Annotated in this window: 14 protein-coding genes and 1 other annotated feature; of the genes, 3 read left to right on the top strand and 11 right to left on the bottom strand. The window is 53.1% G+C overall.

What is annotated here, in order from left to right; genetic code table 11:
* Positions 1-10: 10 nt before the first annotated feature.
* Both nirD and nirB read right to left on the bottom strand, forming a co-directional pair.
* Complete coding sequence (gene nirD / locus ACFQ88_RS12295; protein ID WP_239633829.1) at positions 11-346, bottom strand: nitrite reductase small subunit NirD; 336 nt, start codon at positions 344-346, stop codon at positions 11-13.
* A 64-nt stretch (positions 347-410) separates the two neighbouring features.
* Positions 411-2,846, bottom strand: a complete 2,436-nt coding sequence (gene nirB / locus ACFQ88_RS12290) for a nitrite reductase large subunit NirB (protein WP_379454327.1) — start codon at positions 2,844-2,846, stop codon at positions 411-413.
* 500 nt (positions 2,847-3,346) lie between these two features.
* On the opposite strand from nirB, the gene aroC reads away from it, so the two are divergent.
* On the top strand, positions 3,347-4,402 hold the full coding sequence (gene aroC / locus ACFQ88_RS12285; protein ID WP_239633827.1) for a chorismate synthase: 1,056 nt from the start codon (positions 3,347-3,349) through the stop codon (positions 4,400-4,402).
* A 52-nt stretch (positions 4,403-4,454) separates the two neighbouring features.
* Here aroC and ACFQ88_RS12280 read toward each other — a convergent pair whose 3' ends face one another.
* Both ACFQ88_RS12280 and ACFQ88_RS12275 read right to left on the bottom strand, forming a co-directional pair.
* The gene (locus ACFQ88_RS12280; protein WP_379454326.1) at positions 4,455-6,290 is read right to left on the bottom strand and encodes a hypothetical protein; all 1,836 of its coding nucleotides are present in this window, start codon (positions 6,288-6,290) and stop codon (positions 4,455-4,457) included.
* Positions 6,291-6,334: 44 nt separating this feature from the next.
* Positions 6,335-7,603 carry an alpha-L-fucosidase gene (locus ACFQ88_RS12275; RefSeq protein WP_239633825.1) on the bottom strand — a complete coding sequence of 423 codons (1,269 nt, stop codon included), beginning with the start codon at positions 7,601-7,603 and terminating at the stop codon, positions 6,335-6,337.
* 192 nt (positions 7,604-7,795) lie between these two features.
* Here ACFQ88_RS12275 and ACFQ88_RS12270 point away from each other — a divergent pair, with 192 nt between their 5' ends.
* Both ACFQ88_RS12270 and ACFQ88_RS12265 read left to right on the top strand, forming a co-directional pair.
* The gene (locus ACFQ88_RS12270; RefSeq protein ID WP_379454325.1) at positions 7,796-8,320 is read left to right on the top strand and encodes a GNAT family N-acetyltransferase; all 525 of its coding nucleotides are present in this window, start codon (positions 7,796-7,798) and stop codon (positions 8,318-8,320) included.
* A gap of 80 nt (positions 8,321-8,400) precedes the next feature.
* Positions 8,401-9,306, top strand: coding sequence for an SDR family oxidoreductase (locus tag ACFQ88_RS12265; RefSeq protein ID WP_379454324.1), 906 nt, complete (start codon positions 8,401-8,403; stop codon positions 9,304-9,306).
* A gap of 79 nt (positions 9,307-9,385) precedes the next feature.
* On the opposite strand, the gene yidC is transcribed toward ACFQ88_RS12265, so the two are convergent.
* The 7 genes from yidC to ACFQ88_RS12230 all read right to left on the bottom strand — a co-directional run bounded on the left by yidC (position 9,386) and on the right by ACFQ88_RS12230 (position 18,620).
* Positions 9,386-10,204 (bottom strand): membrane protein insertase YidC, encoded by an 819-nt coding sequence (gene yidC / locus ACFQ88_RS12260; RefSeq protein WP_239633822.1) that lies wholly within the window; start codon positions 10,202-10,204, stop codon positions 9,386-9,388.
* The gene (locus ACFQ88_RS12255) at positions 10,138-10,506 is read right to left on the bottom strand and encodes a hypothetical protein (RefSeq protein ID WP_239633821.1); all 369 of its coding nucleotides are present in this window, start codon (positions 10,504-10,506) and stop codon (positions 10,138-10,140) included. Before ACFQ88_RS12255 ends, yidC begins: the two co-directional genes overlap by 67 nt.
* 152 nt (positions 10,507-10,658) lie before the next feature.
* Positions 10,659-12,527: an arginine--tRNA ligase gene (locus ACFQ88_RS12250; RefSeq protein WP_379454376.1), complete on the bottom strand. Its 1,869-nt coding sequence runs from the start codon at positions 12,525-12,527 to the stop codon at positions 10,659-10,661.
* Between the two features lie 50 nt (positions 12,528-12,577).
* Positions 12,578-12,804: a binding site (T-box leader), on the bottom strand.
* Positions 12,805-13,331: 527 nt separating this feature from the next.
* Positions 13,332-15,425, bottom strand: a complete 2,094-nt coding sequence (locus ACFQ88_RS12245; RefSeq protein WP_379454323.1) for a heparinase II/III domain-containing protein — start codon at positions 15,423-15,425, stop codon at positions 13,332-13,334.
* Positions 15,422-16,189: an SDR family NAD(P)-dependent oxidoreductase gene (locus tag ACFQ88_RS12240; RefSeq protein ID WP_379454375.1), complete on the bottom strand. Its 768-nt coding sequence runs from the start codon at positions 16,187-16,189 to the stop codon at positions 15,422-15,424. Before ACFQ88_RS12240 ends, ACFQ88_RS12245 begins: the two co-directional genes overlap by 4 nt.
* Positions 16,190-16,223: 34 nt before the next feature.
* Positions 16,224-17,258: a GDSL-type esterase/lipase family protein gene (locus ACFQ88_RS12235; protein WP_379454322.1), complete on the bottom strand. Its 1,035-nt coding sequence runs from the start codon at positions 17,256-17,258 to the stop codon at positions 16,224-16,226.
* A 27-nt stretch (positions 17,259-17,285) separates the two neighbouring features.
* Positions 17,286-18,620, bottom strand: a complete 1,335-nt coding sequence (locus ACFQ88_RS12230) for an ABC transporter substrate-binding protein (protein ID WP_379454321.1) — start codon at positions 18,618-18,620, stop codon at positions 17,286-17,288.
* Positions 18,621-18,656: the final 36 nt, after the last annotated feature.

Here is an 18,656-nt window from a genome sequence, read left to right as displayed (position 1 = left end):
CCAACGGAAGTTAGGAAGCCAAATGCTCAGCGTTATCAAAGAGCAGGATGACATTTCCTGTCTGCTCGTCGATTTCAAGCTGAAACGCTCTGACGCAGCCTTCATCCGGCGCTTGCACAAGCCCGTTGTCGAGATTGATTTTCCAATCGTGCAGCGGACAAAACACATGATGATCGCAGACGATCCCTTCAGACAGCTTGCCGTTTTTGTGCGGGCAAAGATTCTCTATCGCTCTTAGCTCCCCGCCGGACAGCTTGAAGATGGCAATTTCCACACCATTCACGTGAATGATTCGCGACCTTCTTTCCGTAATTTCCGATTGATGAGCAACAATGATCCGTTTCATATAGGTTTCCCTCCTGTATCGTATCCGAAAGCTTGGTAGACCGTAATTGCAGCCTTGACGTCGATTAGTTCTGTATAGGTGTCAGCTGTTGTGTATTCAGCATCTCAAACGTTTTACGAAGCTCATCCTTCTCGATAATTTCCTTCCAAGGGTCTGTCGTGAGGCTGAGCGTTTTCTCGATTCGGGCTACAAGAGCTTCGCGGTCTTCCTTCTTCTCTAGCGCAGCCAAGATGGAATCGACTCCTACACGCTGTACCCATTCGCTGGTCCGTTCATTCCATTTTGCTTGCTCGCGGTAGTACTGCAGGAAGGCGCCCGCCCATTCGATGACTTCTTCCTCCGTCTTGACCTTGCACAGCAAATCCGTCGCCCGAACCTTGACGCCGCCGTTACCGCCGACATGCAGCTCCCAGCCGCCATCAATCGCAACGACCCCGAAATCCTTGATCGTAGACTCGGCGCAGTTACGCGGACAACCGGATACGGCCAGCTTTACTTTGGCAGGAGTGTTTAGCCGTTCAAAACGTTTTTCGAGCTCAATGCCCATGGCAATGGAATCCTGCGTACCGAATCGGCAGAAGGTGGAGCCTACGCATGTTTTAACGGTCCTTAATGCCTTCCCATAAGCGTAGCCCGACGGCATATCGAGATCGGCCCACATCCCCGGCAAATCTTCTTTTTTCACACCCAGCAGATCGAGCCTTTGGCCGCCGGTAAACTTCACCATCGGCACGTCGTATTTCTCGGCGACTTCGGCAATCCGCTTCAGCGCTTGCGGAGAGGTGACACCGCCGTAAATTCGCGGTACGACCGAATATGTTCCGTCCTTCTGAATGTTCGCATGGTTCCGTTCGTTCACGAATCGGGATTCTCTTTCGTCCGCGTGCTCCTCCGGCCAGATCATGCCCAAGTAATAGTTCAGCGCAGGACGGCATTTGGAGCAGCCTTCTTCGTTGTGCCAGTTCATCACGTTCATCACTTCTTTGGTCGTCGTCAAATGCATACTGCGGATGGCTTCGACCACTTCGTCCCTGCTGTGCTCGGTGCAGCCGCAAATTCCTTCTTTAACCGTCTTCACTCCATCCGCTCCCAAAGTCAGCGTAAGCAGATCGGCCACTAACGGCTTGCAGCCGCCGCACGATCCGGAAGCTTTGGTACACGCTTTAATATCGTTGACGCTGGCACAGCCCTTTTCTTGAATGGCGCCGACAATCGTTCCTTTCGATACGCCGTTACATCCGCAAATAATCTCGCTGTCAGGTAAGGAGGCGACATAGTCGATACCGGATAACGCTTTGCCTCCGGCGCTGTCTCCCAGCAACACCTGCTTTTCTTTCCCGCTTACGTCTTCGCCGTTTCGTATCATGGCGAACAGCTTGGAGCCGTCACTTGTATCTCCAAACAGAACGGAGCCGATGACTTTGCCGTCCTTGATGACGACTTTTTTATAAATGCCTTCGAAATCGTCCTGAACTCGGACCGAGCGCGTGTCCGAGCCGTCCGTAAATTGCCCTGCGGAGAACACGTTGACTCCCGAAACCTTCAGCTTCGTTGATACGACGGAGCCTTGATAGCCTGCTGACGGAACGCCTGCCAGCCGTTTGGCCAATTCGCTGCCTTGCTCATACAACGGAGCTACGAGACCGTATGCGATGCCCCGATGCTCTGCGCACTCCCCGACCGAATACACATGCGGGATATTGGTCTCCATATAATCGTTGACTACGATACCGCGGTTCACTTCGATGCCGTTATCTTTGGCCAGAGCGACATTGGGCCGGATGCCTACCGCCATGACGACCAAATCCGCTTCCACTTCTGTTCCGTCTTTGAAGCGAACGCCGGTAACCCGTTTTTTACCCAAAATGGAGTCGGTGTTCTTCTCGAGTAAAAACCTCATTCCTTGCTTCTCCAGCTCGGATTGCAGCATGTGCGAAGCCGTTTCGTCCAATTGGCGCTCCATCAAATATTTGAATATGTGTACCACCGATACATCCATGTTCAAGTTTCTAAGTCCGCGGGCCGCTTCAAGCCCGAGCAAGCCTCCGCCGATAACAACGGCCTTCTTATATTTCTTGGAAGCTTCCAGCATCGTTTCGCAGTCTTTAATATCCCGGAAGGCGATAACCCCTTCTTTATCTGCACCCGGCAACGGAAGCATAAATGGCAGCGATCCGGTAGCAATGATCAGATCGTCGTAGGAAGCGGAAATTCCACTGTCGGTCTTGACGATTTTCTTCTTGGTGTCGATGCTGCTTACCGTATGTCCGGCATGAAGCGTGATCCCGTTATCCTTGTACCAGTCCCAGTTATTGATCACAATATCTTGAATGTCCGCATCCCCTGCGAGCACGGAGGATAACAAAATCCGATTATAGTTCGGATGCGGCTCGCTGCCGAACACCGTGATTTCATATTCATTCGGTGCCAGCTTAATCAGCTGCTCGATTGCATTCACGCCGGCCATCCCGTTCCCGATTAACACCAGTTTCTTTCTCATTCTCATCCACTCCATCCTAACGTCATGTTATGTGACACAAAATTCGTAGAGCACTTGAAACGGAGATCAATCACAAATGAATTTAGTTATTAATGTTAAGTTATATGACATTTGTGTTTGTTTTTTCAATTTACATGTAAACAACGAATATTTCAATAGGTTTTTTATAAATTTGCGGTGTTTTTTTAATTTTATTTTTATTAACACGGACATTAATGGTGTAAATTAATATGAATGTTCGTCAATAAAGCGGTTTCCGATCAATTCGAAGGTTAATAGTATGAATTGGTCTAAATCGAATCCTTTAAAAATGTTAATTATCCTAACATTAGTTATGAGGTGAACTTGTTATTGGTTCCACCGGTTTCTCCGATGTAAGCTTTGGAGAATGTTTTGGCATAGATTCAATCTATGTCTATGTAATGAAAATGATATTTCATCTATATCATTACGGGCACTATAATAACCGTACAACATCTCGATTTAGGAGGAACTTTATTATGGCAGGAAGCAGCTTCGGAGAACGATTCAAAATAACGACATTCGGAGAATCCCACGGAGAAGCGGTCGGGGTCGTCATCGACGGCGTAACGCCTGGGGTCGAGCTGGACGAGGCATACATTCAAATCCAGATGGATCGGAGAAAACCAGGTCAATCCTCCGTTACGACACCGCGCAAGGAATATGACAAGGTGCATATTTTATCCGGCATGTTCGAAGGGAAGACGACGGGAACGCCGCTTTTTATCATCTTGTACAATCAAGACATGCGGCCGGAAGCCTACAACGACATCCAGCATTCCTTTCGTCCAGGCCATGCCGATTATACCTATTTGCAAAAATACGGCATCCGCGACCATCGGGGCAGCGGAAGAGCTTCCGGAAGAGAGACTGCATCGAGAGTAGCTGCCGGAGCGGTAGCCCGCAAGCTGTTGGAGCGAAGAGGCGTCAGTGTTGTGGCCTATACCAAAGAAATAGGCGGAATTAAGTGCAAACAATACGTGGAAGACGAGATCGAGCGCAATGCGGTACGCGCCTGCGATCCGGAAGCCGCTGCCTTGATGATTGAAAAAATTGAATCGCTGGCGGCTATAGGCGATAGCTGTGGAGGGATTGTCGAATGCAGAATCCGAGGGGTCGTTCCCGGCTTGGGCGAGCCTGTATTCGATAAGCTTGACGCTGATCTTGCGAAGGGAATGCTGTCCATCGGCGCCGTAAAAGGGATTGAATTCGGGACAGGATTCGCCGCAGCGGGCATGCTGGGCAGCGAGCATAATGATCAGATGGATGCTTCGGGGTTTCTGACCAACCACTCGGGAGGAATATTAGGGGGGATCAGTACAGGGAACGAAATTGTATTCCGGGTTGCGGTGAAGCCGACCTCCTCTATCTCCATACCGCAGCAAACGATTCGCGTAACCGGAGAAGAGCAAACAATCCGCACCGAAGGACGGCACGACCCCTGCATTTGCCCTCGTATCGTTCCGGTAATCGAAGCGATGGCGTGCCTCGTAGTGGAAGATCACTTCAAGCGTCAAGCCGCATTGCACGGCTAATAACAGGGGTCATGGCATCCTACAGCAAACGGATTATGCAAGTAATACCGGACTAGCGGATATGCTCCACGGCAGCTTCGCCGAGTCTTTCTTTCAGCTGCTGCAAATATAAGCTCTGCGGCTCGACATGCTGTCCAAGCGAAATCCAGGCACCTTGCTCGCGCGGAGGAAATGCTTCTTTGCCTTTGGCGCCTACATGGCCGAATGACCAATTTTGCGCGGTAGGCGGCTTCTGCACCACCAGCTCCCCGCTGGTGTTCCAGGCAGCATAGAACGCGCCGGACCAGCCGTGGCCGCTTCCGTAATATTGCCTATCCTGAATGGCGATGGAGCCTCCGACATTATCGAATAGCCCGCCGACCGACCAGCGCTGATGCGGCTCAATCGTGTTATACCATTCGCTTGTGGAGCAATGCAGAAACACATTCGGGCCGCAAACTCTGGCGCCTAGTACAAAAGCATGGCGATCCTCCCGCGATGTCAGCCGCTGGAACAAGCAGCACTGGCCGTTCGCGCTGAACGGGGAGCGCCGGCCGCCGGTGACTACGCTGACCATGCTCTCGTTGGCACCGTCCTGGATCGTGATCCATTTGGAGCCCGACTTCACCGTGGCGACATCGAATCCGAAATTCGCCGCTGTAAAATCGCGAACCCAGCCGTTCTTCACATTGTGGAAGGTGATGAAATTACCGGCATGATTCTCATCTACATAATGAATCGTGCCTTCTTCCTCCACCGTAACCGTCGGATCGAATTCCGAACGGCCGCGTAGATTTTCGACGCCGACGTTCTGGATCCGGCCGTCATCCGTATAAAGCGCTATCGTACCGCCGTCCCATCGGCTCTCGATCGGACAAGTAATCGGAGCGTCAACCGTAATCCGGTTGCCATCGATTTCTGTTATCACCCTATCGAACAGCAGATCGAAGGGCTGCCATTGCTTCGTGCTGTTCGGATCGGTCGGCCGCTGGAGGATCCGGTCCATACCGATCTCTTGTATGAACGCTTCGTTCCCGCGTCTTTTGATTAACACGGAATCCCCGACCTGAAAACGGTACGCCGAATTCACCCGGAAGCTTCTCGCACCAACCGGCACATACAGATCGGCGATGTCCGTTTCGGTATTGTCGACCGGTACGGCTCCGGATTCGCCTTCAATGATGACGAGCGTCCGTCTCGTATCGCCCGTACCTAACAGTACGGTTCCCGACTCATCCGTTCCTTCGCCGCGAAGCACAATGCCACCGGTACGGATGGAGATACTCCCTTCAATCCGGTAAACTCCTTTCTTCAGCAGCACGGTACCGCGAAATCCTTGCCCATCCGCAGGCATTGCAGCCACTTTGTCGATAGCCGCTTGAATCAAAGCGCCAGCATCCCCTTCCGGCGCTTCCAATTCGACTTGTACCGGAACTTCCGGAAGGCGTACTCCACCGCCCCTATAGCCGGCACCCGAGAAATCGGGGATTGTATTCCCGAAACAGTCGGGAACGTATACAAGCTTGCCTTCCTTCCCGAGAAATACCGGCTGCAATTGTGACATCATTTCCTGCGGGGCAGCTGTAAAATATACCGTTAAAAAAACCGTGGAAAGAGATTCGGCCGTAAACGTGATGTCATAACGGTATGTACCCATCGTTTCCAGATTGCCTTCAGGCTGCAAAACGACCGGAGTTCCTGCCGCCGCAGCTGCCCCGGCAGCCACAACCTGGCGTTCCTTCTCCGCTATGAGTACTGCCGAAATCGTTCCATCATAAAGAGGTTCAATATGCAGCGCAGGGTATCGTTCCCCTATCGGCAGCGCAGCAGGCTCTCCTATTTCCGTACACAGCAGCGGATGATCCAGCTTTGCGTTCAGTACCGGACCGGACAATGTCAATTGGCTCATCTAATATAACTCCTTCATTAACGGTTTCTAGTTCCGACAGATGCCTATTCAGCAACGTTGTCGTCAAATTCCAGCTTGATTACCATAACCGTATCTGTCAGCTCGTTCACAGGCAAATTCCGGATGCGGAGATACGGCCGCTCTCTCCAATACCACGGGAGCAAATCGACGCTGAACGGGAGCTCCTGACCGTTATTCAGCAGCACGGCTCTGCGGGGAGCGACATTTAGCGGCTTTAACACTACTGCATTACTCTGCGTATCGCGGTACAAATGCACGTACAGGTCGTTACCTTTGCGCGTAAGAAGAACATGATCCCGTTCGACTCTATGCTGAGAGCCCGCCATGACAATTTCATCTTTGCCGGCCATATCGGATGCAGGCACCGTGTCTTCGAAGGCTTCCTTCACCGACTTGTACCATGCTCCGATTGTGCGCAGGGCCGTCACATTTTCCTCCGCAATCGTACCGTCCGGCTTCGGGCCGACGTTCAGCAAGTAATTGCCGCCCATTGCCAAAATTTTATCGATGCTCTGCATAATAAATTTGTTGCTGTAGTAATCCTCATCCTCCCGGTAACCCCAGCTTTCACGCCCCAAAGACTGGCACGCCTCCGTCGGCTTGCTGAAGGCTCCCCCTTCGGGCACATGGCGCTCCGGCGTATTGTAATCCCCTTTACCTGGTCCGCGGTCGTTGATCAAGATACCGGGCTGGACGGAACGAATCCACTCGTTGATGCTTGGATCGTAATGCTCCGCCACATTCACGTCCCAGAACAGCTGATATATTTTGCCGTATTTCGTGAGCAGCTCTTCCAGCTGATTCCTAACGAACATGTAATATTTGTCGATATCCGGATCGTCGCCGGGTCTTGGCCCGAACATTTCATGATGACGGCCCTGATTAGGATAATTCGGGTGATGCCAATCCGGGCAGGAGTAATACAAGCTGAGAGGGAAATTTCTCCGATGACAAGCTTCCGCCAGCATCCCCAAAATATCTTTGCCGTACGGCGTATTCATAACATTGTAGTCCGTGTGCGACGTATCCCACATGCAAAAGCCGTCATGATGCTTGGTCGTAAAGCAAATATATTGCATGCCTGCTTCTTCGGCCAGATCAAGCCACGCGTCGGGGTCGAAGTCGATCGGGTTAAACTGATGTATCAGCTGCTCGTACTCTTTTCGCTTCACCGATCCCCGCCACAAAAGCTGCTCATGCCAGCCTGGAATCGCATACAATCCCCAATGAACGAACATGCCGAACCGCCGTTCGAAAAAAACGTCTCTTGCATCGTTAAACTTTGGAATCATCGCTGCCCCTCCTATTAAAACGTTTTCAACGTAATTATAAGCCAGCAAGCTGCTCATAGGAATGTCCAAAGTTGATGCTTATTTGCACAATCATAAGATAAGCGGCGAAAATAACCTCTTGTGCGTTGGCCTGATTGCTGTATAATACTGGGAACCGGATTGCAGTATATCCAACATTCCGGAGGGATTTGTATGAACAAGAAAGTATCGTTAGTACGACCTGCAGTGGAGCTGGAAAAGGAGTACAAGTCGTTTTACCGGGAGTGGCAGGACAGCGGCGAGACGATGATTCCGTATGTAATCCGGGCGGATCCAGGTGATTTTGCAGCGATGGTGCGCAATCTTCTGGATAGTGAGAGGGGCGAACGCTTACCCGAGGGACGGGTACCCGATTCAACCTACTGGCTTGTTGACGAAGATCGTACTGTCATTGGGGTCGTGAATATACGGCACAAGCTGACGGAGAAGCTGCTGCAAAGCGGCGGCCATATCGGGTACGGCATCCGGCCGTCCGCGCGGCGAAAAGGCTATGCAACCGAGCTGCTGGCCCTTGCTCTTGATCAACTAAGGCGTTTTGGCGTTGCAAAAGCGTTGGTCGTGTGCGATGAAGACAATATTTCGTCCGCGCGGACCATTTTAAGAAACGGCGGCATACCCGATACCGACTTTGTAGAAGAGGACGGAAATGTCGTCAAACGGTTTTGGATCGAGCTGTAACAGAAGGCATCTTGTGCACCCCATGCTGTAATCGCGCATACACTATCCCGTGATAATGACCTATTATACGGGAGGACGCTATGAATCCGTATCCTGGATATCCCTATTACAGTAAAGAAATGGTGTGCGAAGAACAACCCATAACGTTTCCGCCGCAGCACCAAAATCAACAGCCCGGCTTAGAATATCTGATGAATCCGCGCCCTTTGTTTGAAAATCCTGAGTATAAAGGAAGCGGCAAGCTGGCGAACAAAGTCGCTATCGTTACCGGAGGAGACAGCGGGATCGGGCGCGCGACATCCATTGCATTTGCAAAAGAAGGCGCCGACGTCGTAATCGTCTATTTATATGAGGTTCCCGATGCGGACGAAACGAAGCAGCGAATCGAACAGCTGGGCCGGCGGTGCCTCGCCATCAAGACCGATTTGCGCCACAAGTCGCAAAGCGCCCAGGTCGTTGCACAGACTCTGCAAGCTTTCGGCAAACTGGATGTGCTGGTCAACAATATAGGGGTACAGTATCCCCAGCAAAGCATTTTGAATATTTCCGAGGAGCAGCTTCTTCATACGTTTCAAACGAATATTTTTTCCTTCTTCTTCATGACGCAGGCCGCCCTTCCCCACCTCAAAGCAGGCAGCTCCATCATCAATACGGCTTCCATTACGGCTTATCAGGGAAGTAAAGAGCTTATCGACTATTCCTCGACAAAAGGAGCCATCGTAACGTTCACCCGCTCTCTGTCGATGTCTCTGGTTGATCAACAGATCCGTGTCAACGCAGTGGCACCCGGCCCGATCTGGACGCCTCTTATCGTCTCCAGCTATACGGCAGAGGAGGTTTCCCGGTTCGGCTCCGACACGGCCATGAAACGGGCAGGCCAGCCGTTCGAGCTCGCGCCGGCTTATGTGTACTTGGCTAGCGACGATTCCCGTTTTGTAACGGGCGAAACGATTCATGTCAACGGAGGGGCTTTCATCACCTCCTGACTGACGACTTGCGATACGGTAAAAAGGACGGCCTCTATAATATGGACCGTCCTTTGTTTCATTGCAATACGTTTTAGGATCAGCCGTTCTGATTTTCCGGCGTCAGAGGCTGTTCCTGTACGGAATAAAGCCGTTTGGCAAGCAGCGTTTGCAGCAGAACGAAGATTCCGCCGACAGCCCAGTACAACGGCAAAGCGGCCGGGGCGCTGAAGGAGAAGATCCCCATCATAATCGGGGAAAGATAGCCGAAGATCTTCATCTGACCTTGCTGTGCCGGATCCGTACCGATAAGTGAGACGCGAAACTGCACATAATAGACTGCAGCCGCAACGAATGGCAGGATGAAGTCCGGCGAGCCGAGCTGAAACCACAGAAATGAATGGTCCGCGAGCTCCGGCGTCATTTTGATCGCATAGTATACTCCCGACAGGATCGGCAGCTGAATGAGTGCTGGCAGACATCCGACCGCTAGCGGATTGACCTGATGCTTTTGATACAGCTGGAGCGTTTCCTGCTGCATTTTGGCTTTGGCTTCGGCCGAATCCTGACCCTTGTATTTCTCCTGAAGCTCCTTCAATTCCGGCTGAAGGGCATTCATCTTTTGCTTCATCATATGCTGGCTGCGGTATTGTCTCATCATAAGAGGGAATAAGGCAATTCTCACAATCAGCGTCAATATGATCAAGGCAAGCCCATAGCTTCCATCGAAGAAAGAAGCGATGTGCTGTATCAAATACGAAAAGGGATAGACGATATAGTGATTAAAGAAGCCTGGCGTATTGGCGTCGATAGTGGCGCTCGGGCCTGTTGCACCGCATCCGGTTAAAATAATCAGCGCGGCAATCGCTGCAAAAAAGCCGTATTTGGTAAATCGGGTGAATCCATTGTTCTTTTCCATTGTAATCCTCCTCGTTTGGTTAGCTGAATATGTCCAAACGAGGAAGCGTAGTCGTCCGAATCACCCTCCGGCGCTTCTTTGCGCTTCACTTTCCTTGCCAGCCAATGATGCATCGTTCTTCTGCCAAGCGCCTGCTTGGGTAACGGAACGTGCACGATCCATACCGCGTTATGCCGGAACCGGCTTTCCGTTAATCCTCTGTGTACAAAGGCCGCATAAACATAGCCGAGCGAGCAGATGATACCGATAGAAAATAAATAGGGGAGCAGCTCGTGCACGACGACATCCTGGATTTCGATCAATGGATTCACCTCCTTGTCTGTTATATAAGTATCACTATACTCTACGATGGACAGTTAGCCAATGTTTCAGCCAAAAGTTGTCCATTGTGCTAGAAGCAGGCGAATAAGCCGATCCTTAGCCGAATCCGGCCTGCATCCGAAATCCAAGTCTATTACATGGTCCGCGGCGCAGGCAAGCCCAATATTTGCAAAGCATCCTGCAGCGTATCCTTGAAGCGGCTCGTGATCCAGAGCCTGGAATCCCTCTTTGCGCTATCCGCCTTCCAAATCGGGCATGTCGCATAAAAATGATTGAACAGCGTAGCCAGCTCATGCGCATAGGAGCATATCATATTCGGCGCGAGCTCCTTTGCCGCTACATCCAGCGTTTCCGGCCAATAAGCAAGCTGCCTTAGCAGGGCGGATTCTTGCTCGTTCAAGCCGGCGAAGCCTTCCCGTTCATCATTATTCCGGCTTGCGGTATCTTCTTTCATTTTGGCTAATATGCTGCACGCTCTTGCGTACGAATATAACAAATACACTCCTGTATTCCCGGAAATTTCGGTTGCCTGGGCCAGATCGAAGACCACCTCGGTCTGCAGGTGAAACCGGAGCAAATAGTATCGCACTGCGGCCGCAGCTATCGCGCGGCTCGATAATCCCGCCTTCCGAGACCGCTTCGAATCGATGACCTGCTCCATATGAGCGAGAAAATCTGCGATCTTAACACCGATTCCTTGCCTTCCCGACATCGGGTAAGAATGTTTTCCATCGCTGACATCGACGCCGAGACTGTCCGCCGTATCGCGGCTTAAGGAAACAACCCCGTAGCTGACATGCTTCAGCCGCTCCGCCTGCTTGTCATAGCCCAGTGCCAGCAAAGCTTGCTTGACCATCGCTTGCGGATATTCCTGCCTATGGTCAATCACGTTAATGACCGTGTCGGCTCGGCCGAGGTTCTTTTTGCGGCCCTTGGGATCCGTTGTATAAAGGCCTTCGGCGAACTTTTGGTAGCGGAAATCTTTGTCGAGCAGCCCGAATTTCCATAAGTGGTATGCGATATCTTTGGCGGTGTAGGTCAGAATGCCGTTGGATCTCACAAGCACTTTCTCGGCATGAAACTCCGCAGCCTCACCATGATGCTCCTCCTGTTTAAGTACCCAACAGCCTTCCAGCTTCCCTTCGGTCTCCTGAACGAAAACCGGCGTCTCTTTAAGCAGCGCAAAGGCGCTCGACCAGAAGCCCTCTCTGACTATATTACTTTCCCACACGAGCACGTCGTACCCAATACCGAACTGCTTCATTTCCTCCACATGCTCTTTAACGATTCGCTCCGCCACGAGCAGTCCTGTCCAGGCTATGCTCGAGCCGCCTTTTTCCAGCTCATGCAGCACGCGGGTACGCTCCAATTGTAAATCCGGCTGTTCCTTGTACGCTTTGTTGACTTCGGCATACACATCCCAGCAAAAGTCACCGAAACGAGGAAAATCTCCTTCTATCGTTGTACGATGTATACCCACTACCGTATCCGCAAGCTGATTGCCCAAATCGTCGATGTAATTATGCACTTCGACCTGGTAGCCGGTCCTTCGCATCAGCCGCGCCAACGTATCTCCGATACAAGAATTTCTTAGATGTCCGATGTGCGCCGATTTATTGGGATTGATGGACGTATGTTCAATAACCACCTTATCGGACGATGAGCCGACATGCAGCTCCAGCTCGTCAGCTTGCTTGGCCCACCGGCTCCAATCGACATACAGATTGATAAATCCCGGTCCCGCCACTTCCATGCGACTAATCAGAGAACGGATGGCCGGCTGCTGCTGCAGCTTTGATATCAGCTCTTGAGCAATGGCGGCAGGCGCCCTCTTAAGCGGCTTGGCCAGCAGCATGGCCATATTCGTGCTGTAATCGCCGTGCTCCTTGTTCGCCGGATGCTCGATGACGATTCGGAGCCCCTCGGGCCGTGCCGTTTCGGAGGCATTGAGCAGCTCCTGCAAGCCGTGTTCCAGCTGTTGGGCGATCAGTTCATTCAACATCATGACAATTCCCTCCTTAGTCTGTGAAATGCAAAAAGCTCCCGTCTCCAATTAGAGACGAGAGCTGTTAGTTCCCGCGGTACCACTCCATGTGCAAAACCGTACGGTTTTACCACTTTGCCGTTATAACGGTGCTCAACCGGATTTGCCTAATTGCTGCAATTTTCGGCAAATCATTTCCTGGGTCCGTTTCATCCGTGACATCCGTACCGGCTTCCACTATCCCCGGCTCGCTGCGACTGCACGTCAGGATTACTCTCCCAATCATCAATATTCCTTGTATAACCCATTGTTTAAAATAAGTTATACTGGAAAAGTTTGTGCGTGTCAAGCGGGCGGGCGCGGGGGAGCGGGGTGTAAGTCGGTTTCAGACTTACGGAGGCGCGGAGACGGGGTTTGGCGAGCTGTAAGACGGTTTTTCCGTCTTAGCTGGGTTTCACGCGCGGGAGCGGGCTGTAAGTCGGTTTTTCCGACTTACGGAGGCGTCATACCGCGTGGAGACGGGCTTTTGCGTGCTGTAAGACGGTTTTTCCGTCTTACAGCAGGGTTTCACGCACGCGAGCGGGCTGTAAGTCGGTTTATCCGACTTAGGGAGGCGTCACATCGCGTGGAGACGGGCTTTGGCATGCGGTAAGACGGTTTTTCCGTCTTACTGCAGGGTTTCACGCGCGGGAGCGGTCTGTAAGTCGGTTTTTCCGACTTACGGAGGCGTCACACCGCACAAAGCCACTCCCCGAGCTCGCGGCGGCAAACCCATCCCGCCGTCCGCGCGCCGGGCTCACCAATGCCTCCATCGCGCTCCGCTTACTGCCGTTCCAGCCGAAGGCCCTGAACGGAATCCAGCACCGCGTGCCATATTCCGTTCCGGAACGATATGGCAGCGGACTTCGCCTGGCCGCCAGACGAACCTGGGACCGGATGCTCCCCTTCCGCGGACAGCCAGCAGATATCCGCCGGCATGCTGCTGTCGCTGTACACCGTCACGAAGGCTGCCTTCGTGCCCCGCTGGCGATGGAGCAATCCGTCGATTGTTCGCGCCGGTTTATCCGCCGTGCCTGGCGTAGTTGCAAGAAAAAGCTGCGACGAATCCGCCGACAGTGCGGATAAGGCAACGCCCTGTCCAGCCGGCCCGGACATTTCCACACGGCATACTTTGCCGCTTCCGTCTTCCTCCAGAGGCTGCCACTCGGAAACCGTCCGTACATAGCTGTACGCTCCCTTATCAGAGAGCGATCCTACATGGGACCGCCACTGACCGCCTCTGTACACGGCCGACAGCTTAGGACTGTGCATCCACCAATCGATTACCGCTTCCGATTCCAGCTCCACTTCATACCAGTCGAGCAGCCACTCGTCCGTCAACAGCAAATGCCTGTCAAGCGTACATCCGTCGTATGCTCCGCGAGAACGAAGCCACGCATACGTCCCGTCGCCCGTTTCATCGAATCGGACCAGCTCGCCCGTATGAGCCGCCTGCGATGCTTGGTTCACAACGATCGTGTTGTGGCTCGCCGTGCAGGCATACCAGTCCTTGCGGGTTACGGAGCCATACGGAACCATGCCCAGCTCCGGCGCCAACCAGCCGTCCCGCCCAGCCAACGTTAAATGCAGCTTGTCATAATGGCCGTGCGAGCCGCCGTGCGGGCCGAAGTCAGCGAAGAACGACAGCACCCCGCCCGGCCGTCTTCCGATAACGAAGCCCGAAGGCTCCAAGAGGACGGACGAGCCTCTCAAAGCCGCAGCCGCAGGTGCAGCCTCCGGGTCCGAATCGAGGTAGCCGTCCAGCTCCTCCCGGCCATACAAAATGGCCTCCAGTCCCGCACGCTCCGGCTTGCCGTACATTTGCCGGTAAGCTTCCTTCAGCATCGGCACATAATCCGCTTTGCCGAATCGGCTCAATCCGATTTCTACCGTCTCGGCGATTTCTCTCGCATACGGAATCCGCTGGTACGGACCGTCATGGAGCGCAATGAGCTCGCCCTGTTCGTTGGCTAGCAATGCCATGACATCGAGCATCCCTTCCAGCGACTGCCCTTGCTCACCGCGAATGCCGTAAAGGTCTATGCCAAGTCTGGCGGCCATCTCGACGACGATAAAATACGCCCGGAGAACGAAAATATGGTAATAGGTGGCACCCTCGTATTCCATATGGTCGGCTTTTACGCCGATCGTCAAATGGTGCTCAAGGCCCGCTTCCCCATGAACCAGCTCCGCAAGCTTGTCCTTATCGCGCTTCAAGGCATAGATTCCTGCGAGAGCCGCATTCAGCCAAGCGGTGTAGTTGCTTTCCGGCTTATTCTGCTCCTTCACCAAAATATGCCGTGCCTGCGTCATGCTCTCCTCCAGCATGGAAAAGAACGTGTCCAGCTTCGGCTGGCCATCATGAAACGCATACCCCTCATCCAGGAGCAGCTGGCAGGTGCGGATCAGCGTTGTTGCCCAGATCGCTTCGGTGAGCGCCTGATGGAACGCGCGGCCCTTGAGCATCCAGCCTTCCGCCTCGGGATGAATCGGATACTGCGGGAACTGCTCCGCATACCGCAGCAGGATGCTCGCGCTCCACTCCGCGAACCGGTTATCGCCCGTCCCGGCGAACACGGCTGCTGCTTGGAGCGCATACCGTGCATAAGACTGGTGCTTCATCACCAGCCATGCCCCTCGATACGGCTCGCCATGCAGCCGGCAGCCGTAAGGACAGACAAACTCGTCCGCATCCCGCTCCTGCGGGTCGAATAGCAGCTCCGTATGATGCTCCGGACATACGTACTGATGCCACCAGCCGCCCGGCACTAAGGGAATAGCCAGCGGCGAAGCCATCATCGGCTCCAGCTCGTCCTTAAGCTGCCGCAGCACGTCTTTCGCCCAACGATAACGTCCCGTCTTCTCCGATATTCTCATCGCATGAACATCCCACCGTTAATCTCGATGGTTTCTCCCGTCAAGTAATCGGACAACGAAGAAGCAAGGAACAGCGCCGTATTCGCGATATCTTCTGGTACGCCCTCACGGCCGAGAGGAATGCCTGCCACGGTCGCCTTACGCGCATCCTCCGAGGTGAAGGTCGAGTGGAACGCGGTTTGACCGATAAAGCCAGGCGACAGCACGTTAACGTTGATGCCATGAGACGCCGCTTCCTTCGCCAATCCTTTCGAATAGGCGATCACAGCCGCTTTGCTGGCGGCATATACCGATGCGCCCGGGCCTCCGCCGTTATGGGCGGCCAAGGACGCCATATTGACGATTTTGCCGCGCTGCTTAGCGATCATCCCCGGAAGCACGGCTTTGCACATGAACACCGTGCTTTTCAAATTGACATTCATAATTTGCTCGTAGCCTTCCTCCGTCATTTCCGCATTCGGGATCCGCTTGATCATATGGCCGGCATTGTTGATCAAAATATCAACAGTTCCGCCAAACGCACCCTCCACACGGCCGATTAATGACTGAATTTGCTCGACGCTCGTCACGTCCGCCTGGAAGCATTCCGCTTCTCCGCCTTCGCCCCGAATCGCCTGCACCGCTTGCTCTGCTGCTTCCCGTTTGCTCAAGTAGTTGATCGCGACTTTGGCACCTGCCTGCGCCAGCTTGCTGGAAATCGCGTATCCGATACCTGCATTGCCCCCTGTCACCAATGCAATCCGTCCTGTCAAGTTTGTCGTAATCATAAGTATGATGGCCTCCTCTAGGTCCTTTTGTTTAGTCATTCCTTAGTTGTTCTACTGTTTCCTGCAGTTGAGCTGCGAGCCGTTCGCCCATCATGATATGTCCGAAATCGGAGGGATGGATCAAATCGCTCGTTAACGAGGTGAATTCCGTCATGATCTCGCTGCCCTCCACCAGCCGGAGGCTGGGGTGCCCCTTCGACGCCGCATAGCTGCGGAGCACTTCGTTATAGCGTCGTTCGTTTTCGCTCAGAATGCTGCCGGAATCTTTGAAAAAGCCCGCACGGTTCGGGTAAATCGTCGTCAAAAAGACCGGCTTGAGCGGATGCTGATCAATGATTTGATCCAGCATGTAGTGCACTCTGCGTTGGAACTCCTCTACAGGAACGCTACCGCGCATATTGACTCCAAGCTCCAGGAAAGCGAGATCCCAATCATCGCGCTGCGCTATGTGATCGGCAACCTCCTGCTCGCAAAAGCACGAACCGCTTAAGCCCAAATTCAAAGCATCCACCTGCAGACGGCGGGCCGCTTGCTGGATATAGCCGTTGTAATGGCTCTGAGCACCTGCGCCCTGCGTAATGGATGAGCCGTAAGCGAGCAGCTTCAGCTGCGGCACTTCATCCGGGGAAGGGGGCCGCACCTCATGTCCGAACGCGTCGACATCGTAGAATACCGCATTGAACCTTTCGCAATAAACGCGCCATACTTTTGACGAAAACGCCCGGTTATCGAGGCTTTCCGGAATCACATCCGCGAAGCGTTCCGGCGTTTCCAGCTGCAGCGTTGTCATTACTCCTGCAGGCAGCGTATGCGCGGAGTGAAAGAAATCGCCGCGGAAGACAAGCACCTTCCCCGTCGTTTCTATCGAGGACATCGTTACCCGCACATGCTTCGAATCAGTGACGAACCGCAGCTCGCAGCCGTTCGACTGCACCGCTTTGGTCCTGCCGTTTTCAGTCAGCGCATGGCGCACCTGCTTCGGAAACCGGTGAAGCCGCAAGCCGGGCATCCGCTCCTTTTGCTCCAATTCGACTACGTTATGAAACTGTATTCCTTGAAACTTCATACGGTTATTCTCCAGTCCGTCCATGGGTTATTTTTTCTTCTCGGTTTCAATCGCTTTGTTCGCTCTTTCCTCGGCTTCGCGAAGCGCGGTGTTCTCGTCCTTGCCTTTATCCACATCGACCAGCGCAGCGAGCATTTCTTTGTCGGCGATAGCCTGAAACTCCGTTTTTTCCGTCGGATCGGCGAACTTGACCGGCAGCAGCGATTTGACATTTTTGCCGGCCATACTCTTGTCGTTCGTGGCGAAGTTTTTCATAATTCCGCCTTGATTTTTCAATATCGACGAATAGCCGTCCCGGACGAGGAAATCCTGGAATTCGTCCGACGTTACATAGGACAGCACCTGGAACGCCGCATCTCTGTTTTTGCTGCCCTTGGCCAAATAAAAATACGTAGGATAAGATTGCGGCCCGACGCCAGGCTTCTCTTTGAAGGTCGGCAGCTGAACGACATCCCAGTTCACCGCGTCTTTGAACGTTCTTGCGGTCGTGCTAAGCGCAGCGTACATGGCGACATTTTGATCCTTGTAAAAAGGCTCCTGCTGGCTCACCAGATTGTACTTGTTGTCGATGAGGCCGTTGCCGGGAATTTTGTAAAAACGGGATAAGTTCGTAAACGCCTGCCGGAACGAGTCCGAAGTGAAAGCAGCTTTGGATGTCTTGGGATCGATATGCGGTGCGGAGAGCTGATTAAGCTGCATCAAATGCTGTACGGACATCGTCATTCCCTTATATTGCTGGCCGTTCTCGCTGCGGGTCATCGTTTTGGCCACCTCGTACACTTCATCCCATGTCATGCCGTCCTTTGGGTAAGGGACTCCGAACTTGTCGAACAGGCTTTTGTTATAAAAAAGCGCCCCCGACGTGGTGCTGGCCGGCAGCCCGTAAATGCCGCCTCCGGCAAGCTGCTTCTGAATGTCGATGGTCGACGGCTCCAGCCGGGACAGATCGTAATTGTATTTCTTGATCAAATCGCTGATGTCGTCCTGCATGGAGTAAGCCAGCAAAAAATTTGAAGTCAGTCCGATGGAGCTAATCAATACATCGATCGTCTGACCGGATGTGATGACGGCGGGGAGCGTTTGCGCATCCTTCTGAGGAACGAACTTGAGCGTATAGTTCGGGAATTTCTTCTTGATCTGATTCCCGTACGTATCCATGAATTGCTGCTCTGTCCAGCCGTTGACGCATACGTAGAACACCAGCTCCGCAGGCGTTTCCGAGACCTTCTTGGCCGGATTGCCGCCTTCCGCTGCCGGCTCTCCTTTGGTTTCAGGCACCGTCCCCGTTCCTTGGCACGCTGTTAGCGAAGCCGCCAGCAAGCAAACGGCAAGCCCCGTGACTCCCAATCGTTTTGTCCGCATATCGATTGAACCCTCCTATTTCGTTTCTACCCCATA

It is taken from the genome of Paenibacillus sp. NPDC056579, assembly GCF_042793215.1.
In the GTDB taxonomy this organism is placed as follows: domain Bacteria; phylum Bacillota; class Bacilli; order Paenibacillales; family NBRC-103111; genus Paenibacillus_S.
The sequence above is the reverse complement of the archived record's forward strand: the minus strand, read 5'-3'. Positions and strand labels throughout refer to the sequence as shown.